At 34.9% G+C, this 22,260-nt stretch carries 14 protein-coding genes and 2 pseudogenes; 8 read left to right on the top strand and 8 right to left on the bottom strand.

Features of this window, described 5'->3' with window-relative positions; translation table 11 throughout:
• Window positions 1-3 precede the first annotated feature (3 nt).
• Together C509_RS0118115 and C509_RS0118110 are read right to left on the bottom strand one after the other, a co-directional pair.
• Window positions 4-822, bottom strand: coding sequence for an ABC transporter permease (locus C509_RS0118115; protein ID WP_026319957.1), 819 nt, complete (start codon window positions 820-822; stop codon window positions 4-6).
• 172 nt (window positions 823-994) lie between these two features.
• Complete coding sequence (locus C509_RS0118110) at window positions 995-3,118, bottom strand: CDP-glycerol glycerophosphotransferase family protein (protein ID WP_018708347.1); 2,124 nt, start codon at window positions 3,116-3,118, stop codon at window positions 995-997.
• A 195-nt stretch (window positions 3,119-3,313) separates the two neighbouring features.
• Between C509_RS0118110 and C509_RS0118105 the strand changes: the two genes are divergently transcribed.
• Window positions 3,314-4,873, top strand: coding sequence for a glycosyltransferase family 2 protein (locus C509_RS0118105; protein ID WP_018708346.1), 1,560 nt, complete (start codon window positions 3,314-3,316; stop codon window positions 4,871-4,873).
• Between the two features lie 326 nt (window positions 4,874-5,199).
• Here the strand turns inward: C509_RS0118105 and wecB are convergent, their stop codons facing one another.
• Window positions 5,200-6,342, bottom strand: a complete 1,143-nt coding sequence (wecB, locus tag C509_RS0118100) for a non-hydrolyzing UDP-N-acetylglucosamine 2-epimerase (RefSeq protein WP_018708345.1) — start codon at window positions 6,340-6,342, stop codon at window positions 5,200-5,202.
• Window positions 6,343-6,661: 319 nt separating this feature from the next.
• On the opposite strand from wecB, the gene C509_RS0118095 reads away from it, so the two are divergent.
• The 5 genes from C509_RS0118095 to C509_RS0118075 all read left to right on the top strand — a co-directional run bounded on the left by C509_RS0118095 (window position 6,662) and on the right by C509_RS0118075 (window position 14,941).
• Window positions 6,662-9,082, top strand: coding sequence for a CDP-glycerol glycerophosphotransferase family protein (locus C509_RS0118095; RefSeq protein WP_018708344.1), 2,421 nt, complete (start codon window positions 6,662-6,664; stop codon window positions 9,080-9,082).
• 829 nt (window positions 9,083-9,911) lie between these two features.
• Window positions 9,912-11,768, top strand: coding sequence for an LTA synthase family protein (locus C509_RS0118090; RefSeq protein ID WP_018708343.1), 1,857 nt, complete (start codon window positions 9,912-9,914; stop codon window positions 11,766-11,768).
• A 490-nt stretch (window positions 11,769-12,258) separates the two neighbouring features.
• Window positions 12,259-12,657, top strand: a complete 399-nt coding sequence (gene tagD / locus C509_RS0118085) for a glycerol-3-phosphate cytidylyltransferase (RefSeq protein ID WP_018708342.1) — start codon at window positions 12,259-12,261, stop codon at window positions 12,655-12,657.
• On the top strand, window positions 12,650-13,822 hold the full coding sequence (locus C509_RS0118080; RefSeq protein ID WP_026319955.1) for a CDP-glycerol glycerophosphotransferase family protein: 1,173 nt from the start codon (window positions 12,650-12,652) through the stop codon (window positions 13,820-13,822). The genes tagD and C509_RS0118080 overlap by 8 nt, the downstream gene beginning before the upstream one ends.
• Before the next feature lie 87 nt (window positions 13,823-13,909).
• Window positions 13,910-14,941: an LCP family protein gene (locus C509_RS0118075; RefSeq protein WP_018708340.1), complete on the top strand. Its 1,032-nt coding sequence runs from the start codon at window positions 13,910-13,912 to the stop codon at window positions 14,939-14,941.
• 113 nt (window positions 14,942-15,054) lie between these two features.
• On the opposite strand, the gene C509_RS24255 is transcribed toward C509_RS0118075, so the two are convergent.
• Complete coding sequence (locus C509_RS24255; protein WP_018708339.1) at window positions 15,055-17,460, bottom strand: SH3 domain-containing protein; 2,406 nt, start codon at window positions 17,458-17,460, stop codon at window positions 15,055-15,057.
• 290 nt (window positions 17,461-17,750) lie between these two features.
• Between C509_RS24255 and C509_RS27555 the strand changes: the two are divergent.
• Together C509_RS27555 and C509_RS0118055 are read left to right on the top strand one after the other, a co-directional pair.
• Window positions 17,751-18,530 (top strand): annotated as a pseudogene (locus C509_RS27555) (transposase); the annotation flags it as partial.
• A 98-nt stretch (window positions 18,531-18,628) separates the two neighbouring features.
• Window positions 18,629-19,408, top strand: a complete 780-nt coding sequence (locus tag C509_RS0118055; RefSeq protein ID WP_018708338.1) for a PhzF family phenazine biosynthesis protein — start codon at window positions 18,629-18,631, stop codon at window positions 19,406-19,408.
• Window positions 19,409-19,914: 506 nt separating this feature from the next.
• Here the strand turns inward: C509_RS0118055 and C509_RS25730 are convergent.
• From C509_RS25730 to C509_RS0118040, 4 genes and pseudogenes are all read right to left on the bottom strand, one after another.
• Window positions 19,915-20,352, bottom strand: a complete 438-nt coding sequence (locus tag C509_RS25730) for a hypothetical protein (RefSeq protein ID WP_018708337.1) — start codon at window positions 20,350-20,352, stop codon at window positions 19,915-19,917.
• A 78-nt stretch (window positions 20,353-20,430) separates the two neighbouring features.
• Window positions 20,431-20,541, bottom strand: a pseudogene (locus tag C509_RS27635) (Ig-like domain-containing protein); the annotation flags it as partial.
• A gap of 16 nt (window positions 20,542-20,557) precedes the next feature.
• Window positions 20,558-21,352, bottom strand: coding sequence for an Ig-like domain-containing protein (locus C509_RS26780; RefSeq protein ID WP_245542506.1), 795 nt, complete (start codon window positions 21,350-21,352; stop codon window positions 20,558-20,560).
• A gap of 223 nt (window positions 21,353-21,575) precedes the next feature.
• Entirely contained in the window at window positions 21,576-21,983 is a 408-nt protein-coding gene (locus tag C509_RS0118040; protein WP_018708336.1) for a hypothetical protein, read from the bottom strand.
• Window positions 21,984-22,260 lie beyond the last annotated feature (277 nt).

Genomic DNA, 22,260 nt, shown 5'->3' with positions numbered 1-22,260 from the left:
CATCTATAAGTAATCAATGAAATGCCTTCTAAATTTCACATGAATTTTCGATCCCAACAATAGCAAAACGACAACAAGCCCCCAGAAATATAAAGAGTACTGCCAATGGTTAATAAAATACCACTCGGTACCAAAGAATGCCGCTCGATATCCTTCTATAATATAATACAGAGGATTCACTTTCATGATCGTCGACAGAGGCTCATCCAATATAGTAAGCTGCCAAAGGACTGGAGATAGGTATAGTAACATCCTGAGAGTTGCATTCAAAAACATATGAACATCCCTGATAATGGTTGATAAAGTAGAGGTTATTAAGGAAATAGCAAATACCAAACAAAATGTTGCAAAAACAAAATAAATAATTTGAAGAAAATACACACTTACATAGTAACCCGAGATCTGAAAAATTATAAAGGTAACCCCTAATAAAACCAGATGAGTGTAAAACTGTGAAAATATAGCAATGTTAGGAATCACACTCATAGGAAAGTTCATTCTTGATAACATACGAAGTCTTGTATAGATAGACTTTGACCCTTGGATTGTTGATTGGTAAAAAAAAGTCCATAGGACAAATCCTCCAAGAAGCCAATGAATAAAAGGGACTTCAAAACCCGGCACTACTTCAATATCTGCTCTCTGCCGAATACTTCCGAATACAAACCAATAAATCATGATCTGGATGACTGGATTAATAATCTCCCAGGCCATTCCCAAATAATTACTTTTATTTTTACTTTTTAATTCATACACGGATAATCTTCTAATTAAATAGAAATGCTCTATTTGTTCTTTTATTACTAGAAATGCAGATTTCATTAAATGTGTCCTTTCAAAAGCCTGATCTTCTCTTGATCCTCCCTAAAAAAGATCATTAGTTTTCAAGTACAAGCAAACCTCAATATCCTTATAAATTATACAAGTAGGAAGAGCAAAAGACAATTAAAGATTAGAGGCAGCTGCTGACTATACAACAACCGCCTCTAAATCATTAACTTTTAAACACTTCCTTTACAACTCTCTCACTTGCGCGACCATCTTCCAAATAACAGAATTTGTTATAAAACTCCTCATTATTTTTAGATGGAACGAACCCGAACTCATTTAATTTTTTCACTTCGACGATGAGTTCTTCTGTCGTTTTCACCAACGGTCCCGGTGCCTTTGCTTCAAAATCGAAATAAAACCCTCGAAGATTGTCCCGATAATCGTCTATATCATAAACAAAGAAAATCATTGGTCTTTTTAAGTTGGCATAGTCAAAAAAGACTGAGGAATAGTCGGTAATCATTATATCAGAGATCAAGTAAAGTTCTCTAATATCATCATGCATAGATAAGTCAAATACAAAATCTTCATAACCTGTTAAATCTAAGTTTTCTGCCACCAGATAATGAAGTCTTAATACTATTATATAATCGTTGCCAAATTCCTCTTTCAAGAGTTTTAAATCCAATTGCAAATCAAACTTGTACTTACCTTTGGAATAAAATTGATTATCCCGCCAGGTTGGTGCGTACAATATAATTTTTTTATCAGTTGGGAGTTGGCATGATTCCTTTACTTTCCTGATTGCAACCTCATTATTACTATTAATTAAAAAGTCATTCCTAGGGTAGCCTGATTCTATCATTGTTTTTTGAAAACCGAAAGCACGTTTAAAGATTTTGGTTGAATAAGCATTTGGGGAAACCAGATAGTCCCATTTACTTGCTTCAAACAAAAAGTTTGCTTTATACTTCTCAGTATTTGTTCCCGGCATGTGTACCTCTTCCATATCCGCTGCAAGTCTTTTGAGTGGAGTACCATGCCAAGTTTGGAGGTAGATTGTCCCTTTAGGTTTAGGCAACCAAAGGGGTAGCCTGGCATTTGTAACCCAGTATTTGGCTCTAGCCATTAATAACAGCCATTTTATAGAAAAGCGGCGGACCGATTTAACCCCATCCAAGTTATTAAAATATGAAACATGCCTTCTATCTGCGCTCCAATACATATCATAATCCATATTTTTACTTTTCATATACTCATAAATCGCTCTTGGACTATCACTATATTGTTTGCCATGGAAACTTTCAAAGATGATTAAATTCTTCTTAACAGGCAATTTCCCCAAGAGTTGAAAGGCATTCTTATATATTTTTTGTACAAACTTTCCTCTTCTAAATTTTACCCACTTTCTCTTAGCTTCATTAATAATCTCTTCTTTGAATTTATAATTTGATATTTGCAACGATAGAAACTTTGATTTCTTTGTCGGCTTTATTTGCACCTTAAGTTTACCATTCGTGGTTCGTATCACTTTCTTTTGAACTTCAATATTGTTCTTCAGCCACCGTACCCTGTTACTTCGTATATTCTTTTCCTGTCCATCCTTCTCATATGTCAGTACAAGAAAAAATTTATAAAATAGTTTTCTTTCTATATTAGTCTCTTTTTTTATCTTGACGGTACCTTTAAATCCTGCCTTGGACAATAATTCGTTACCACTATATTTTTCATAGAGATCAGGCCTATTTACTTCTTCTAGTGGAATCACATTTATCTCTTCATCCAGATTATTCGTCAGCACCATTTGAATTTTTTTAATTTCATAACCTTCTTCATTAAACATCGGGGGGTAATTCAAGTGACCGGAAAAAGCAATTTCGTTACCCGTATTAATTGCTTCTTCCACATTTGCGAATAGGCAGTAGTCGTTACAGTAAAAGGAAAGCCTCCTGTTTTTTGTTGTAAATGGATAAAACATTTTTTCCTGTTCTGGTAGTATAAGTGAATAAAATCGGAGGTAGTCATTCTCGCTGCGGACCCTTGACTGTAATATATCCTCCTCTTTTTCTCTATTAAAGTACAAATCCCAGATTTTTTTGCCAATTAACAGATCTGGATGCTTTTCGAGCGGAAGAGTAAGATTAAGAATTAAAAACTCTTCAGAGACCTCCCCCTTAACAGCAGAAGGTACTTCTATCTCTCCGACTCCACCTCGCTGTTTCAATGTAAAGAAATATTTATCCCAGTCCTCAATGTAGCTTTTTCTAATAGACAATTCCATGTTATATGAGTTATCATTTAAGTTTAAATTTATCAATTCATTATTTCTTAATCTATCTTTAGACATTATGAGAATCGGCTCCTCTCAAAAAACCTACAGCAAAAATTATATACTAAACGGTGCATTGTAAGCAATGAGTGGTCAAGTTTATAAGTTTACTTAACCCGTTTTATGGATATAATTTATTAATGAGTTACCTTGCTTTCAACAGAATCAAAACAGTATACTAAATTGACGATGGGTGTTAGGGGGAAGAAAAGTATGAGCTTTTTAAATCGGCTATTTTCACCTGTTAGAAAAGAGAGAGAAGCCATTAAAGAAGATCGAGATAACAAATTAAATTATCAGTATAATGAAAAAGGATATTATATTCACTCTTCAAATCTGGATGGAAACTATAAGGTTACTGTTGTTATGCCAGTTTATAATGCCGAGGATACAATGAAGAATGCTATTGATTCGGTCATCAACCAAACTATTGGCTTTGAAAATATTCAGTTGATTATTGTGGATGATCAATCAACTGACAGTTCCCGCAGTATTATTGTAGAGTACAGCGAACAGTATCAAAATATTATTCCGGTTTTCCTGAAAGATAATACTGGATCCCCAGCCACTCCAAGAAATATTGGTATAGAATTAGCTACTGGCAAATATATCACCTTTATTGATTCAGACGACTGGTTCAGTAAGAATGGTCTGAAAATACTCTATGAAATTCTTGAGCGAACTGGAGATAATTATGCTATTGGAAAAACGATAAAAGTCGAGGAAAAAAAAATGGAGGTTACTGGCGAATATAATAACTGTGCAACAAGAGATTCAATAGATCCCTTCACTATCCCTCATTTATTTCATCATTTAGGTCCTACGGCAAGAATGATGAGAACAAGCTTTATAAAAGAAAAGAATTTTAGATTCCCAAATATGAAATTTGCTGAGGATAAGCAGTTTTTTATTGATGTACTTACGAATTGCTCTTCAATTTCAACTTCAAAAGAAGTAATTTATTATGCAAACCGATTAAAAGATAACAAAAGCCTTACAACTACAACTTCTATTTTTGAAAAGACGGATTCAAATATTAAAGTAATTAAATATGTAATTGAAAAACAACTTCCGGAAAACGTTGAAAAAATGGTGTTAAACAGACTGTACGAATTTGATTGTATAACACGGTTATTTAATAGGCACCATTTTTTAAGATCCGACAAAAAGGATAATTATTTCAAGAAGTTTTCCGAGGTCTTAAGAACGGCAGAAGAATTACGTTATGACTTCACTGACAATTTTTTCGAGCCTTGGCATAAAGTACTCGTAAGCTTATTTAAGGAAGGTCGATATGAGGATATAGTCACCTTAATAAACTGGAGCCTCAAAGACAATACGAAAGAAACAATAATTAAAAATGGATTGCCGTATTATCGCCTCCCATTCAATGATCAATATCAATTTGCCAGAATCAATATGCTTGCTTACCATACTACCTCATTGAAGGAAAAAGAGCATTTAGTTTTGCGATTTAACATCTACGGTGATCAGATTAATGAAATTAACTCGTTTACTATTCGCCAAAGAGACAATGAATTAAACGAGATAGAGTTACCTATTCGACACATACAGGATCATACTTACGAAGTCAAAATTCCATATGAACAATTAGTGGAGCTGTCTTCATCAAGCTATGCAACGTTTATCAAGTATGCTTTATATAGGAAGCTCTTCATCAAAATGGACACAAGAAGAATTGTTAATCATGATAAGAGAAAAATTGATTTCTATACTACCATAGGGGACAACTTTGCTATAAGTATTAAATGATGATTACAAGTGCATTTTGTCCGTTACATAAGTAGAGACGCCCTGTTTCTTTCAAAAGAATCGTGGCGTCTCTACTTTTATATAAATCTCGAAGTATCAAACTCTAGATCATAGCTATTAGGAAACCAAGGAGCATTGCCTCTGTGGAAGTGCTGGAAGCTATCATGGAAAATTATTGTTGATTCATAACCTTACAATTCCTAGTGATGAACCTAGAGCGCCGGATCTGGCCTCTTATTTGGCGTTTTATCCAACGTTATTTTTTTATTTGAAGGTGAAGATGAACCAGCACTTATTTAACTCGTTCACACTCCCTATTTAGATTTTTAAATAAAAGGAGCTGGTCTATCCGAGGTTTCTTTAAAGTAATACCTAATAGCTTCTAAAATTCTTCTAGATGCTTCCCCATCACCATAAGGGTTTGCAGCGTTAGCCATTTTTTCATAAGAGTTTTTATTAGTTAATAGTTCCTTGGTTAATTGGTATATGTTTTCTTCTTCAATACCAGCTAATTTCAAGGTGCCTGCGTCGATTCCTTCAGGTCGTTCCGTTGTATCTCTAAGCACTAAAACCGGAACCCCAAGAGAAGGTGCTTCCTCTTGAACACCTCCAGAATCACTTAATATTAAAAATGATCTACTTGCAAAATTATGGAAATCTATGACATCTAATGGTTCTATTAAGTGAATTCTTGGGTTGTTATCAAGAATTTCCTTTGCCAACTCCCTAACGGTCGGGTTAAGATGAACCGGGTACACTACTTGAATGTCCAAAAATTCTTCAACCAGTCTCTTTATAGCACGAAATATATTCCTCATTGGTTCCCCAAGATTCTCTCGACGATGAGCAGTTAGAAGAATAAGCCGATCAGATCCTATCCTTTCTAAGACTTTATGATCATACTTTTCTTTTACTGTTGTTTTAAGAGCATCTATTGCAGTATTTCCCGTGATAAATATATTTGTTTTGTCTTTTCCTTCATTGATCAAGTTATTAGCCGCCTGCCGAGTAGGAGAGAAATGAAGATCAGCTATAACTCCGGTTAGTTGTCGGTTCATCTCCTCAGGATATGGAGAATATTTATTCCACGTTCTTAAGCCTGCTTCAACATGACCAACAGTGAGTTGGTTATAAAAGGCAGCTAGGCTAGCCACAAAGGTAGTAGATGTATCGCCATGAACCAGAACAATATCCGGTTTAATTTCCTTCATCACACGATCGAGTCCTTCTAGTGCGGCCTTCGTCACATCTACCAGTGTTTGGCGATCTTTCATGATATTTAAATCAAAATCAGGTTGAATCTTAAATATTTTGAGTACCTGATCCAGCATTTGCCGATGTTGAGCTGTTACAGCAACAATAGACTCAAAATGTTCGGATTGCTTTTGTAATTCAAGTACAAGCGGAGCCATTTTAATTGCTTCAGGTCTTGTCCCGAAAATTGTCATTACTTTTATTTTTGTAGGCATATTTTATCATCCTTTACCTGTAACTTTACTATCGTTATCATATAACATGCTAATACTTTTTTCAAAATGATCAACAAATATCAGACCTATTAACATTATTAAGTTTTCCTATAGGACTCAACTAAAATATACAGATCATTTGGATAAAATCAGTTGAAATATACTTATTCTTTTTTGTTAATAGGCATAAAGAGCTACTCGCGTTGTTTTTTTTATGTTCAACTTGTATACTTATCAAAGTAGGTTACAAACAATATTAATGACATATTTTCATAGAAGTTTTTTGTTAACTTTGCTTTCTAGGAGACGAGGTGTCTATATGAATACTCTTGATACTTATTTGGAGACTTTAAACGATGAGGTTTCCTTAATTAAGGTCTTTGATACTTCCTTGGAAGTATTTGAATATAATGATCAATATATTGAAGTCTTTTTTCAACAAGACAACAAATTAATTACAACAGAATTATCCTTAAACAATATTGACATGCCCAAGGCTGTTCACCCCTATGAGACAGCAGATAAGCTCTTGTTAATGTACCAACCAAATCCTCAAAACATTTTCTTTATGTATGTTAAAAACAACATGGCATACGCAGTGTTGGAGAATGTTGAGATTAAAAACAATTTTAGAAGTAATGATGGATTCAACTATAAAATTAATAACTTTTATGATGAAAAAGTGCAACTTGTTCAATATGGCTCTTCTAGACTCGTTCTAAAAAACACAGATGGAGAAGCTATTTTTTTTATTGAAGATTTTTTAACTGAGGCTGTTAACCGTTATGGAATACATTATGATGCGGGATTTACTACAATTGATTTCCGGTATACTGTTATAGCCACAGCCAATTATGATATATATAACATAGTAATAATCTATGACCTATTTAGAAAAGAATTTCAAATACAAAAAGTGCTATTAACTATAGAGAGAAAGCATGACGAAATAGATATTAACTTGATTGATAATAACAGTATAGAAATACGTAATAAATTTGAGAGCATTGAAATTAATTTTAAAAAATTGATAAGAGGTAAAAAACACAAGTTATTTAATATAGAGGCTGTACATGGAGCAAAAAAACAAAATATCTTGTGCATCCTTTATATAAATAAAGTAAAGTACTATATTTATACTAGTACAAATTATATCTTTATTATGAGAGGATCACCTTATAAAGTTACTGGTCATCACCCTAATTTAAAGGTATTTTTAACAAAGAAACATGTGATCCTTGCAGGGAGGTATACTCATTACGCTCACCAAGCAAAAGGTGTATATGAAAGCTTATATTTACACTCTAACAATCACAAACTAGGAAACTTCGTAAGACCGTTTAAATCTATAAAGTTCCTTCAAAGGTTTGGTTATTTTAAAGTGCCAATTGAATCCCTTATTATTAACGATAAAATTCATAATAATTTATATGTGGGCGACAACGAAACTATAATCCATAACCTTAGAAGAAAACACAAGGATAAAAAAGCAAAAACCCTTGCTTTTAAAAAATGGGGAAAACAATTACTGGTCCTCAGAACGAACCTTAATGGAAATTTGACGGTGACTTTAGTGCCTTTTAGCGAAGAATATACTTTAACCAATAGAATAAAAATTAATTTTGCAAAGCTCTTTGCAAAAATTTTTCCTAAGAGGGGAAGAAACACTAACCTTTATTTTGAAAAGAAAAGTGAGAGAGCAGATGAATCAGGGTTTAGGGTCTTTGAAAAAGTAATGTCTCATAACCCCCGTTCTTCCGAGAACTTTTATATAATTAACAAAAACTCTGATAAATATGTACCTTTAAAAGAAAAATACGGAAATAGAATAATAAAAAAATATAGTTTTAAACATTACCTAAATATTTTCCGTGCAAATTATTTTATTTCTAGTGAACTATCAAACCATTTACTAAATGACCGATTATATATAGATAGTATTCGTAGTAAAATAATGTCTGTGCCTCTTATTTTTCTTCAACATGGTATAATGTTTGCTAAACCTGTAGATAATCCCATGGCTTTTGGGTTTCATAAAGGAAAAAACCTATATAATATGTACAAATCAGTCATTAGTTCACAATTAGAGGCAAATGAGTTTTATAAAATGGGCTACGATGACAGAGATTTGATCTTAACTGGATTGGCAACATTAGATTATGCATACTTAGATAAAGATGCGGATAAAATTGTTTACATGCCTACGTATCGCTACTGGGAAGAAAGCTTAGTATACAATAACAATATTGAAAAAACTTCATACTATAAATCGATAATGAAAATAGTGGATTCGTTCGAGGAAAGAGGTTTAATTGATAGGCTATTAATCGTACCTCATAATAAATTTTCTGAATTCATCTATGAAAATATGCCCAAATACAAACATATTATTAGTAAAAACCCTACTGATGCCCTAAAAAAAGGTAGGATTTTTATAACTGATTATTCTTCAGCCATATATGATGGAATTTTTAGGGGTGCCTATCCTATTTTTTATTGGGAAGAAAAGGACTATCTAATCCAAAATTATAAGGCAATCCCCCCTGTTAATGATGGAAATGCACCTGGACCAATAGCTTATAGTTCGAAGGAATTAATGAATTTAGTACAGAAAGCAATAGATCAAAATTATTTCTTAGAAAAAGAATACCAAGAAAAATATCTAAAAATCAATGAATTTAATGATAGAAAAAATACCGAGAGGATTGTAAATTTTTTAAAAGACGAAAATATCATTTAAGAATGATAGAACGTTGACTTTTACATGGGACTGTTTAGAAAATAAGTGAAAACTTATTTTCTAAACAGTATTTTTTTCTCTATACTGAACGTTTGGGTCACTTCAAAAAATATGTTTTCCTCCAACTATTTATTTTAAGGGCTTCAACAATTTAATGGAGGTTTTTCCTTTGGGGGTAATGCTTTGTTTACGTTAAAAGAGTTGAAAGACAGATCGTTAGAGAAGAAAAATTCTTCGAACCGGAATCCCCGAACGGATTTCTTTTTTAATGAGCAGACCCTATAGAAAACCTGGGATGCTTAAAAAAAGACTTATCCGAGAAAAAATATCTACCAATTGACTTATACATAAATATTCATTAGCATCTATAATGTTTAATGATATAATTTGCAGGTATATACATGAAAAAGGTAAGAGATTAAGATCAATTGAATCAGCAATTACTTAATATTGAGCATAGACTCAGGCACAAAATAAAGGCTAGAAGATCACTTCCTTTGTTGAACACTCTTAGGCTTCGACTATACAGGGAATCAACTTTATAAAAAATTACTTCAGTCAAATGAAGGTGTTTATGAAATAGCTTCATTAATCAATTGAACCCTTAGCCGACCTATCAATCATAAAAGGAACTGGTCGCCATTCAAAAAATTATCAAAATATGAAACAGACTTTTTTGTAATAGGTTAAAAACTATTCCAATAAAAGTAGGAGATACAATACCCATCTTAATTAATATTTAAACTATTTTTAGTGTATGTTTCTATATCAAATATCTTGTTTATCCCAACTAAATTTTATAATTATGTTTCGAGAGAGTGAAAGATAGATGTCTAAGTGGAAAAAGGAAATTATTTTAGGATCATATTTTTTGTTGATTTGTGTAGTTATGGGGCTTAATTCTACCGTGATAGTTGAGTGGCTTAATAAAAGTTTATTCATAGATTTTTCTATGGATACAAATTTTCGTGTAAATGACTCGTTTTACAATGGGGTTTCATTTGTATTTTTAATTTTCTTAATTATGTATGCAATCTTCGGCACTTTTATTGTTAGTATATTAATGACAAATTTACTATTCGGTGCCCTTGTCTTTGCAAATCAAATTAAAGTAAAAGAGAGAAATGAATTTATTACATTTAAGGAATTGCAGACAATTGGCTCGCCTAAGGAACTATTATCTTTTATTGATGTGCCAATTGGAATAGCTTTACTCATTGTTATATCGGTTATTTCATTACTTGCTATTCTTCATTTCATCAGTAAAGGAATATCCAAAAAAATGAATTTTAAAATAGGGATTAGGACTAGGGTTGGGATTCTTTTAATTGCTCTTATCCCGTTATTCATCATTTTCACAGAGCCAGGCATTTATAATAAATACATGTTGAAATATGAAGAGGTACACGTCCATAATTGGAACCCTGTTTTACGGGCTCAGCAGAATGGGTTTATTCCGAGTTTTATTCAAACAGTTAAACCTGATTATATGAATAAACCAGCTCATTATCATAAGAAAAACATGCATAGAATCAACGATAAATATACTAAAATAGCAGGAAAAATTAATAAAAATAGAGATAATTTATTGAAAGATTCCCAAACCATTTTTTATTTAAGCGAAACATTAATTGATCCGATTGGATTGCCTGGATTAATAAAAAACGAAACGCCAACTCCAAATATTTCTAAAATGATAGAAGATCATATCGGTGGAAAGATGTACAGTCAGTATATTGGCGGAGGGACTGCAAATATAGAATGGTCAGTTTTAACTTCTTTTAGTCTAGAAGTATTTAATGAACCCTTGTCGGTTACACCTTATTCTGACTTCTATGTCCAGTCGAAGAACCACCATACTATTTTGGATTTTTATCAAAAGGATAAAGTGGCAATTCATCCTTATACAGCTCATTTATATAAACGGCGTTCTGTTTACAAAGCCATTGGCTTTGACGACTTCCTATTTTTAGATAATGGAATTAGGCATACCGAAAAACTCGGGACTCATAAGAGGGTATCTGACGAAGCGTTAAACAAAGATATATTAAGAGTTGCGAGTAATGATGAGACTGGCTTAATTCATGTTTTATCAATGCAAAATCATTCTCCATATACAGGAGAAATTCCCGATATGGACTATCGACCGGAGATTAATTTTCAGGTTTATCCTGAAAAAGAATCGAAAGGATTAGTAAATTATCTTCAAGGTTTAAGAGCATCGGATGAAGCTATAGATCAGCTTGTAAAGGAGTTTGCTTCTTCCGATAAAGAAATTAACCTGGTACTCTACGGGGATCATTTTCCAAGTTTGTTTAGAGGTTTTGAAGATCAGTTTCCGAATGACCAACTCCATGAAACACCATGGTTTATTTATATGAACCATGGCCGAAGTGATGGAGGTTTAAAATTGGATGGTATTTCTCCAATATTCTTTACGACTGTTTTATTAAGAGAAGGGAACTATTATGTGACACCTTTTCAAGGATTGATGGATGAGTTATTGAATCAGGGTGTAAAAAGGATAGGAAATAATTTCGTCGTAACAGACCAAGGCAAAGTCAAAGATGAAGACTTAGAAGACGATATTTTTGAGTTGGTTGATGATTACAGGAGCATTGTTTATGATGCATTATTTGGAGCAAATTGGTTACCTGATCGGTTTTTCACTTTTGACAAGGAATAACTTGAATCGCATCCAACATTCATCCAAATCCGGTTAACCAAGTATAAAACACACCAGGTGAATTTCAACCTCACCTGGTGGGCGATATTATGCAAAACCTACTAGCAAACAAATTACAGCTAATAAAGTATTATCGGCAAGCATTTGTATGATGCCAATTTGTGACAGCTCCAAAGTTTGAAGGTCTGTACGTTGAAAGCTGACTTTATAATCAAGCGAAACCCATGTCGAGAAACATCAAAAGGTTTGGCTGGCCATTACCCAAGAAAAGATTTTGAGGGATACCATTTACAGATATCCACATTTCCATATTAAAGGTACCGCGTTCCAGACCGAAATGCCTTAAAGTCATACAACTTTCAGTAAATGGCCTTTTGTTTTAAAAAGTGTGGTTTTTATTTTTAAATAAATCAAGTATAATGGATGATGAGGTTTTTAGACGGACTTTTATCGATTGATATAGTACCTACTTATTAACGGAGGGTCTATAATGAAAAAAGTAATCACGTATGGAACATTCGACTTACTCCATACAGGACATATTAATATTTTGCGTCGTGCAAAAGAGTACGGTGATTATTTAATTGTGGCCATTTCATCTGACGAGTTTAATGCCCTGAAAGGAAAGAAGGCTTATTACACTTTTGAGCAGCGAAAAGCGATCTTGGAAGCGGTCCGGTATGTGGATGAAGTTATACCTGAGCATACTTGGGAGCAGAAAGTGGAAGATGTTCAAAAGCATGATGTCGATGTCTTTGTAATGGGTGATGACTGGGAAGGGAAGTTTGACTTCTTGAAAGAATATTGTGAGGTCGTTTATCTTCCGAGAACAGTCGGGATCTCAACGACAAAAATAAAAAAAGACTTGAATAAAGCGAACAATGGTTAGAGAGATCGCCATCCAGTTCTATCTGTTTGTTTTTCGCTTTTTCTTTAATCTATTCAGCATTTGTCCCCAAAAGAAGAAAACAACTTTCGTTGCTTCCTTTGGGGACAATGCTTTGTTTGTGATGAAAGAACTGCAAAAACGGACGGAAGATCAAATTGTTATCTTGAAGACTGCTTCTTGCCGGGTAGACTTTGATGGAAAGGTATTGAATTTTGAACCAAGACATTTTCCTGATTGGATTCGCTCTATCTACCACTTGGCGACTTCACAAAATATTTTCATCGATAATTATTTCGGCTTTTTGGCAGCGGTCAAGTTTAAAGCAAATGTAAAATGCATCCAGCTTTGGCATGCTGCTGGCGCAATCAAGCAGTTCGGACTAAGGGATCCTTCCAATGAATCTCGCTCCCCTCATGCGATTGAACGTTTTAAAAAGGTATATATCCAATTTGATTACGTAGTTGTAGGCGGGGAAAAAATGGCGGACATCTATCGTCAAAGTTTTGGAATTGGAGAAGAGAATATTCTTAGAACAGGAATTCCTCGGACGGACTTCTTTTTTGACGAGCATGAAATGCAGGTAATTGCCGATACTTTAAAAAAGAAATACTCAGGCATTCGTGATAAAAAAGTCATTTTATATGCTCCAACTTATCGTGAAGATGATTTCAAAATTACGTCGCTTCCACTGGATATCGATTATATGTATCAGGAATTAAAAGATGAATATACATTATTGTTGCGGCTTCACCCTGCTGTCCGCTTTGATTTTGCCAATCAATATCCAGACTTTGTATATGATGTATCCGATTATCCGGATGTCAATCACATACTGGTCGTAACTGACCTTTTAATTTCCGATTACTCCTCTATCCCCTTTGAATTTTCGCTTTTAAGGAGACCGATGATATTTTTTGCATATGACCTGGAGGAATATTCTAAATCCCGGGGATTTTGGGAGCCTTACGATCAGCTTGTTCCAGGTCCGATTGTCAAAAATACAACTGAACTTGTAGATGCCATTCAAACAAATGAGTTAAAATGTAACGAAATTGAAACTTTTGCAAATGAGTGGAATGAATATTCGACAGGATCCGCAAGCCGCCGGCTAATTCAAGCGATATACGCTGAAACAAAAACAGTCGAAGGTACAAATAGTGGATAAATTTCTAGGTAAGGGTATGTACGGTTGAGCGAAATGATAGTATTATAGAGAGTAGCGCATCTATAATTGAAAAGGAGTTCAACCCATATGGGACGACATAATTCTACAGTAACTAAAAAACAAAAGCGCAGAAGGCGCATATTTTGGTTCGCCATCTTTCCATTACTGTTGGTTGCTGCAGTCAGCGCTTCCTACGGTACCTATTTATATAAAAAAGCTGAAAATATGATGAGCGGTTCCTTCTTTGATGATCGTGGCAAATCCGATCTTCGCGAGAAAAAGGTGGATCCTCATATTGATAATGTTTCCATTTTGTTTATCGGAATTGACGAGAGTAAAAAGCGCGGATTCTCTGACAATGCACGCTCCGACGCCCTTATGCTCGCCACTCTGAATGAAAAAGAAAAATCAGTTAAGCTGTTGACCATTCCTCGTGATTCTTATGTCTATATCAAAGAGGTTGGTTATAATACAAAGATTAACCATGCTCACAAATACGGTGGCCCTCGTGCTACCATTGAGACTGTTGAAGATTTGTTGGAAATTCCGGTTGACTATTATGTACGCCTCGATTTCGAAGCGTTCATGGCGGTGGTCGATGCTTTAGGCGGAATAGACATTGATGTTCCATATGCTTTTTCCGAACAGAACTCGAAAGATAAAGCAAATGCCATTTCGTTGGAGGAAGGCTGGCAAACACTTGACGGTGAAGAAGCTTTGGCCCTTGCAAGGACAAGAAAGCTTGACAATGATATAGAGCGCGGTAAACGCCAGCAGGAAATCATGAAGGCCATTGCTAAAAAAGCAGCAAGTGGAGCTTCCATATCCAAATATGGAAAAGTAATTGATGCAATCGGAGAAAACATGCGGACGGATATGACATTCGATGAAATCAAAGCATTTATTGACTATGCTGTTGCCGGCGATTTAAATATAGAAGCTTACACATTGGAAGGCCAGGATACTCGGATCATGAACAGCCAAGGGCAAAATATTTATTACTGGCAGCTTGATGAAGATAACCTGGCTGAAGTAAAAGGGAAGCTCAAAGAGCATCTGGACATTGCCACTTATGATAATACAGAGATGGCTAAACCGGCTGATCATGAGGAAAATTGAATGTAGAAATGGGGCTGCCCATAAAGTCAGCGAGATCTGATTTTGGCTACCGTTGAATATAAAAGCATCTAAGGTCATTTTCCATCGACCTTAGATGCCTTTTCTATAAGAACTTATTTGAACTTGGGAATTTCAAACTCCATATCCGGATTTTCCAACTGCTTGTAGAGCGACTCGATTCTTGCCGTCTGTTTTACTGCCCAGCCAATATCTGTTGCATACTGCTTTGACGGATTGACAAAGTTCCACCTCATTTTATAGACGGTATTTTGCTTGTATTGGTTATGGATATATTGTTGTCCAATGAACTCTGCTCCGCCGATTACGGCTTTTGACGGTGTATCCCATCCTTGTTCATAGGCGTGTACGGCGCCACACGTGTTTGGACAGGAATCAAGCGCTTTGATTCCAAACATATTATATACTTTTTTAATACCTTTTAAGTTTTTCCGATTACTGGACGTCACTAGGACAGGTTCGCCTTTTTTATCTTTTCCTACTTCAATTCCTGTAGCCAATTGGGATGTTCCTTGCCCTGTCTCCAAAAATGCATGGGAAATTAAATATATTTCATTTACCTTATATTTTTTTCCGCCTTCTATAAACGCCTTTCCAATCCCTTCCAAAGTACCCTTACCGGCTAATACTTTATTCAATTCTGACGCGGAAACGCCAGCGCTTGAACTTAATACTAAATGCTGATAACGGCTGTTATTATCAGGATTTACATGTTGTTTGACATCACTGGCCTTTGCATTTCTCCAAGTCCCATATTTAATTTCATGCCAGGTTTTCCCTTCTTTTACAATAGTGACTTTTGTCCCCTTCGAAAGTGTTGCATATACATGGCTCTGGGAATTTGCTGATTCCAAAACATTAACATTGGATTTGGTAGTGGCTGTTGTTCCCTTTAGATCAACCATTGAGGACTCTACGTAAAGTTCCTTGTTGTTATGTTTTATCTTATACCATTTGTTGGTTCCTTCAGATTGGTCTCCGGTCACAGTACCCAAAATGGTCACCTTGGTTTTATTTTTAACTGTTGTATGCACATTATCGCCAATTTTTGGCGAAGTCCGCAATCCTACTTTACTTCCTTTCACTTCTCCTGTTTTTACAATATTAATATTATTACTTTGAACAAATGCATTTTTATCACGGTATTTATCTGTTTGCGGCTTATTCCTCATCTGAATTTCGACTGCTTCTTTAAGGGTCAAATTATGCTGGATATAATTGTCTTTCGTTTCTTTTACATAAGAAGAATGAACCCATGCCGTTTTACCGTCCAAGGTTCCTCGATACCAAACATTGTTACCGACCTTTTCGGTAAGATTTACATCAAATGTTTTGTTGGTGTATTTCTTTAGGTCAGAATACACCAAGTCCTTTTTTCCTCCCCAAGCCTTACTGTAGGCGCGGCCGGTCCCTTTTATATAAAATTTCTTAACGATTTTATCAATACCTATATGGCGGTATGAAGACATATCTGTCGATTTTACCCAACCGATAACACCTTTTGTGCTGCTTGGCTGCTTACTGACTAAATAATAGGTCTGCCCATTAATAATGGACTGCTTCTTTATATAGTAAACTGAATTTGTATGTCCTGAACCTGCTGCTATGGAGGATGGAGAACCCAGTGTTTTATAGATTCTAACCTTTGAATTTTTGATATGACCGAGTCTGCTTGTCTTGCTTTCTTTAGCCTGAACAACATTGCTGCTCATAATCCAAACCGTTTTTCCGCCAAGCTTTCCTCGATACCAGACGTTATTTCCGACTTTTTCCGTCAGATGAACTTGAAAAGTTAGATTCTTATACTTTGACAGGCTGGAATATGTAAAATCTTTTTTACCGCCCCACGCTTTACTATAAGCACTACCGGTTCCCTTTACATAAAACACTTTTTTCTGTTTGTCTACTACTGTATGTTTCCGGGTTGACATATCTTTAGCTTTTACCCAGCCAATTACACCTTTTTGATCGCTTGGTTGTCTGCTAATTAAATAATAGGTCTCTCCTTTTATAGTTGCTTGTCTTTTAATGTAATAGACTTGGTTTGTATATGTCGATCCGGCTGCTTTAGAAGAATTCAATTTTTGATTAGAATAGATTTTCACTTTAGAGTTGCTTATATGCCCAAGTCTGCTTACTTTTTTCTCCTCCACAGATTGGGTTGATTTTACTGATTTTACTTGCAGTTTTTGTTTTTGAATTTTTGGTGCTGTCGGCTTTAAAGGCTCGTCAACTCTTGTTTTCTCAGACGCAGGTTCAGATGCAGCCTCTTTTTTCTCCACTGCTGTATCTTGACTATCCTGAATCACTTGTACAGGGGTATCTGTCCTCTGATCAGTGGCTTCCATGTTCTCTTCCATGTTCTCTTCTTTGTCCTCTGGCTGCATTGTATCTGGAGATATATTCTCAAGTTGGTCTTTTGGGACTTCCTCAGCATGTAATTGATTTGGATGTAAAAAGATAATTAGGATTATTACAATAATAATGGATATTTTTTTCATTTGCTCCCCCTAAAAAGTGTGTTATATGTAATCCATCTCATTCTAGCAAGTTCCTCACCCTCCCAAGCGCTAAGAAACTTATGGAAAAATATAGTCTAATTGTAACATGTTTAGTGAATTTCTATATTAAAATGGGAAAAAATTTACCATAATATGAGGATTATGTGTTATTCGTAAAAATGTGGGAAAACGGTGGATATTGATTAAATTCTTGCCTTTTAATTATGGGAATCATTCGAATGATAAATCTCAAGATACTCGTAAGTTCTATCAGTTCTATGTTGGTATACTTAAATAAAGCATTTAAAAAATTGGGTACTTCTTCGGTCATGAAACTAGTATTAGAATACCCTACGGACCTTCACATGAAGAATTCATCGGTAGATGAACTGTATAAGGCAATCTCTAAAGCAGGCGCTAAGAATGTAGAGAAAAAGGCAGCTAAAGCATTATCTAAAATTATGCCACAACTGTGGCTGTACCCGTAGAACATCTAGTAGGAAGGCAGAAATGGGTAATTGAAGTAGCCTTGAGGCTTGAGGAAAGCATTCAACTGATCGATGTAGAAATCCATTCTCTTCTTAGAGGAGACCCCGAAAAAGGAATTGAACCACATCCATATACGGAATTACTTCTTTCTTTTCCTTTTGTAAGTGAAAATATTACTTGTACTCTAATCGGTGTTTTTGGCGATATAGATCGATTTAAGACATACAAAGAATTTAAGAAATAGTTAGGTGTATCGGCTGAAAATTCTCAATCTGGCACTTCAGTACGGTCAGCAAAACAGACATATAGTGGTGTTCGAGAAGCACGTCGGGTACTTTTTCAGATGTCTATGATGATGTTAGCAAATGGGAAAAGAAAGCCTACTATGATCGTAAAGTGGAAGAAGGAATGATAAAGAAAAAGACAATTGGTCACCTTGTGGTAAAATAGCAAATTTAATCTATACAATTTTAAAAAGTGGCCAGAAATACGATCCTAAAATACAAGCGGCGGCTTGTGGAATAGAGTGGAATGAAGTATATGAATTAGAAGAAAAACAAGAGCCTGTGTTATTGAACTAACTGGCCGAATAGTTAAATACTTCATCTTTAATAATGTATAATTTACCTAATCAAAATTATAGTGTTAATCAAAGTAATTTAATAAGGAGATTATGGAAATGAGAATACCAATTTATCAGATTGATGCGTTTACAAATGAACAATTTAGAGGAAATTCAGCAGCAATATGTCCATTAAATGAATGGATAAAAGATGATTTAATGCAAAAGATTGCAGCAGAAAATAATTTATCTGAAACAGCTTTTTTTGTAAAAAAAGAGGATGAATATGAATTGAGATGGTTCACCCCAAAAGGGGAAATAGACTTATGTGGACATGCAACATTAGCGTCTGCTTATGTAATATGCACTTATTTAGATGAGAATTTAAAGAATATAAAGTTTAATACAAAAAGTGGACTTTTAGAAGTATCCAAGGATGGCGGTCTATTTACAATGAGTTTTCCTTCTAGAGAAGGAGAAAAATGCGATCCTCCAGAGGAACTTATTAAAGGTTTAGGTAAAGTACCTAAAGAGGTCTATAAGTCAAGAGACTATATGGCGGTATTTGATACAGAACAAGATATTTTAGGTCTTGAATTAAATATGGATGAACTAAAAAAACTGGATGGTTTTGGTGTAATAGTGACAGCTAAAGGAAAAGAAGTAGATTTCGTATCAAGATTTTTTGCACCAAAGGCAGGAGTAGATGAAGACCCAGTTACTGGTTCTGCTCATTGTACGTTAGTTCCGTATTGGAAGAATATATTGAATAAAAATGAATTTGTCGCATTGCAATTATCAGAAAGAGGCGGAAAGCTTTATTGTACTGATTTAGGTGAAACGGTAAAAATGTCTGGAGAAGCTGTATCTTATTTAGAAGGATATATTAATGTTTAGGAAAATTTGTTCAACAAATTAAAAACTTATTAAGCTAACAGGGGCTTTTCTTAAATAAGCAACAATAGTTTATTCATTTACCTAAGTCCATTAAAATGCCAAAAATCCCTGCTTTTTGATTGATATCAGGGATTTTTTCTATGTTTAATCATTATGGTTTATTTTGAAAACACTACATTTAAATTAATGTTTTACCGAACTTAAATAGTAACAATAAAGTCGTTTAAAAATCTAAGTTCTATTCAATGATAGGAGCCGATTTTTGGAAGTTTATCAAGACAATAATATTATATCGATACTCAATTTTGATTTTGATGATTAAATTTCACCACTGCATTGGCCAATACGTTCGGGGCCATCATAACTGCCGAGTGGTCTTGCCCTGGAAGCATTTTATATTTTACTAGAGGTAAATTAAACAACTTTATTATCGCTCAACATGAACAAACTAAAAGGCGCCTGTCTCAAGGCGCCCAAAGCTAAGTAAAAGAGCAGATGCTCTCGTATCACTTTCTTGTAAAATTCACCTTATTTAAGCCGGCTATCTGGATCCTATCCCCTGACTTAAGTGTAGTTGTTACACTTTTAACAGAGTACTTATCAGACTTACTTGAAAGGATTTCATTTACAAGCAAGCTTTTTCCCCTGAACATAATTAAATTTCCAGATCCTTTCGGTGTTGTTATCTTATATTTTCCAGGAGCTATATCTTTGCCAACTGTCCAGTAGCCGGAATGCAATGTATTGGCTTTTACATTTTTTACACGGGTAAACTGGACACTGTTTAACCCCATTATTTCTATTTTGTCCCCGGCCTTTATATCAGTCGTTACACGAGTGACACCAAATCCATCGTCTTTACTCGATAATATTTCATTAACAAAACGGTCATACGATTTCATGGTAATCACTAAATTCCCGCTGCCGGATTTCGTTGTAATCAAATAACGCCCAGCCGGTAAATCTTTTCCTGCTTTCCAAGTCCCTGCACTTAACGTTTTTATGTAAGGGACTGTAATCGTTGCAGTAGCTGTTTTGCCATTGGTCGTTCTGGCCGTAATCTTGGCAGTTCCTGCTCCTTTTGCCGTTACTTTTCCTTTACTGTTGACAGTCGCTACTTTTGTATTGGATGATCTCCACTTGACTGTTTTATCTGTGGTATTTTTTTGGACTTATGGTAGCAGTTAAAGTTAAGCTTTTTCCTTTACTTAAAGTAGCAGACTTTTTGTTTAGTTTGATTGATTTTGCTGCAATCGGCGATTTGACAGTGACTTTTGCTTTTACGGATTTTGCGCCTTTGACAGTTGCTGTAATCGTAGTCGAACCCTTTGATTTTGCTGTTACTTTTCCTTTACTGGTCACTGTTGCAATTTTCGGATTGGATGATTTCCATGTTACCGATTTATCGGTACTGTCAGATGGTGAAACGGTCGCCTTCAGTGTGGCTGTCTTACCTGCCGTTAAAGATAAACTGGACTTGTTTAATTTCACTGTTTTAGGCGAAACCTTTACGGTTACCTTTTTCGAAATTTTGGGATTATCTTTGGCAGTTGCCGTAATAGTCGCGGTTCCGCTGGCAATTCCTTTGATATTCCCTTTTGAATCAACGGTTGCCACTTTTGTATTTGAACTTTTCCAATGGACCGTCTTATTTGTCGCATCCGACGGTGTTACGGTTGCATTTACCTTATATGTTTGTTTTGTTGCGATATTTAGGTTCGTTTTACTTAACTTTATTCCAGAAGGGATGACCTTTGTCACAGTAACTGGAATGTTTGTCTTAACTGAGTCAGCACCTTTTGCTGTAACGGTAATTGTAGCCTTTCCGGCTTTCAGTGCTTTGACATTACCTTTTTGATCCACAGTTGCGATTTCCGGATTACTGCTTGACCAGCTTACGCTTTTATTAAGTGCAGTGTCTGGGAGAACAGTAGCGCGGTTAATTGAGCAGTCCGGTTTACCATTAGGGATAAGCTGGACTTATTTACAGTAATACTTTGAGGTACCATTATTTCTTCTTTAAGATTAACTGTACCTGTTAAACCATGAATATAAACCTTATCTCCTTCTAAAAGCTGCTGTTCAACCGACTCATCAGGATTTACATCAATATGAGCCTTTTCATTATAATTGTTATCAAAAATATTAATTGAGGCCTTATTACTTTCTATTGAGTACGTTCCGGAATATCTGTTCCAACCTCATAATATCCAGCTGAAATCTTTGTTAAATCCAACTTTGACATTTCTTGAACGTTCATATTCTCAGCTTCAGTATGCAGGATGACCTCAATTGTATCTCCATCATTTAAATTGGCTGTCAATTGATCAGGAGAATTATTTTGGTCACTATCGAGAGTTTCAGAAACCAACTCGATATTTCCCCTGCTTATTGTAATATCAGCTTCTCCCTTTGAAATACTGAACTTATTCAACCCTTCGGAAATGTCTTCTCCAACTGTGTATGTACCATCGCCTAACGAACTCAAATTTGCAGCATATGCCTTATTTCCCAATACAATTGGAACAAATAACATCGCTATGAAAAGCACTTTTATCCATATGTTTTTTTTCATTCCATAACCCCTTCCTCATTTTAATTTTTTTAGATCTAGCAACCCCCGCCAGTACAATACTATTCGCCCTAAAACAGGTTAATAGCCCCCTTCTTGATCCCTCCTTCGAACAAGTTCAATCATATTAATCAAATTTTACAACAGGTTTACAAATTTTGAACTTTGAAAATATGCAAGATGGGTAAAAAAGCATAAAAACACCATACTAATTTCCGATAATAAAAGAGTGAAAGATTTTATTAGTATTAAAGTAACAAGTCAGGTTTGAAGGGACGTT

Source organism: Siminovitchia fordii DSM 16014 = CIP 108821 (genome assembly GCF_000374565.1).
GTDB classification, from domain to species: Bacteria; Bacillota; Bacilli; order Bacillales; family Bacillaceae_C; genus Siminovitchia; species Siminovitchia fordii.
The sequence above is the reverse complement of the archived record's forward strand: the minus strand, read 5'-3'. Positions and strand labels throughout refer to the sequence as shown.

What these genes read in the sequence shown, in the direction of transcription:
- C509_RS0118115 (WP_026319957.1), bottom strand. Translation starts at nt 822, where the DNA reads ATGAAATCTGCATTTCTAGTAATAAAAGAACAAATAGAGCATTTCTAT.
- C509_RS0118110 (WP_018708347.1), bottom strand. Translation starts at nt 3,118, where the DNA reads ATGTCTAAAGATAGATTAAGAAATAATGAATTGATAAATTTAAACTTA.
- C509_RS0118105 (WP_018708346.1), top strand. Translation starts at nt 3,314, where the DNA reads ATGAGCTTTTTAAATCGGCTATTTTCACCTGTTAGAAAAGAGAGAGAA.
- wecB (WP_018708345.1), bottom strand. Translation starts at nt 6,342, where the DNA reads ATGCCTACAAAAATAAAAGTAATGACAATTTTCGGGACAAGACCTGAA.
- C509_RS0118095 (WP_018708344.1), top strand. Translation starts at nt 6,662, where the DNA reads ATGAATACTCTTGATACTTATTTGGAGACTTTAAACGATGAGGTTTCC.
- C509_RS0118090 (WP_018708343.1), top strand. Translation starts at nt 9,912, where the DNA reads ATGTCTAAGTGGAAAAAGGAAATTATTTTAGGATCATATTTTTTGTTG.
- tagD (WP_018708342.1), top strand. Translation starts at nt 12,259, where the DNA reads ATGAAAAAAGTAATCACGTATGGAACATTCGACTTACTCCATACAGGA.
- C509_RS0118080 (WP_026319955.1), top strand. Translation starts at nt 12,650, where the DNA reads ATGGTTAGAGAGATCGCCATCCAGTTCTATCTGTTTGTTTTTCGCTTT.
- C509_RS0118075 (WP_018708340.1), top strand. Translation starts at nt 13,910, where the DNA reads ATGGGACGACATAATTCTACAGTAACTAAAAAACAAAAGCGCAGAAGG.
- C509_RS24255 (WP_018708339.1), bottom strand. Translation starts at nt 17,460, where the DNA reads ATGAAAAAAATATCCATTATTATTGTAATAATCCTAATTATCTTTTTA.
- C509_RS0118055 (WP_018708338.1), top strand. Translation starts at nt 18,629, where the DNA reads ATGAGAATACCAATTTATCAGATTGATGCGTTTACAAATGAACAATTT.
- C509_RS0118040 (WP_018708336.1), bottom strand. Translation starts at nt 21,983, where the DNA reads ATGAAAAAAAACATATGGATAAAAGTGCTTTTCATAGCGATGTTATTT.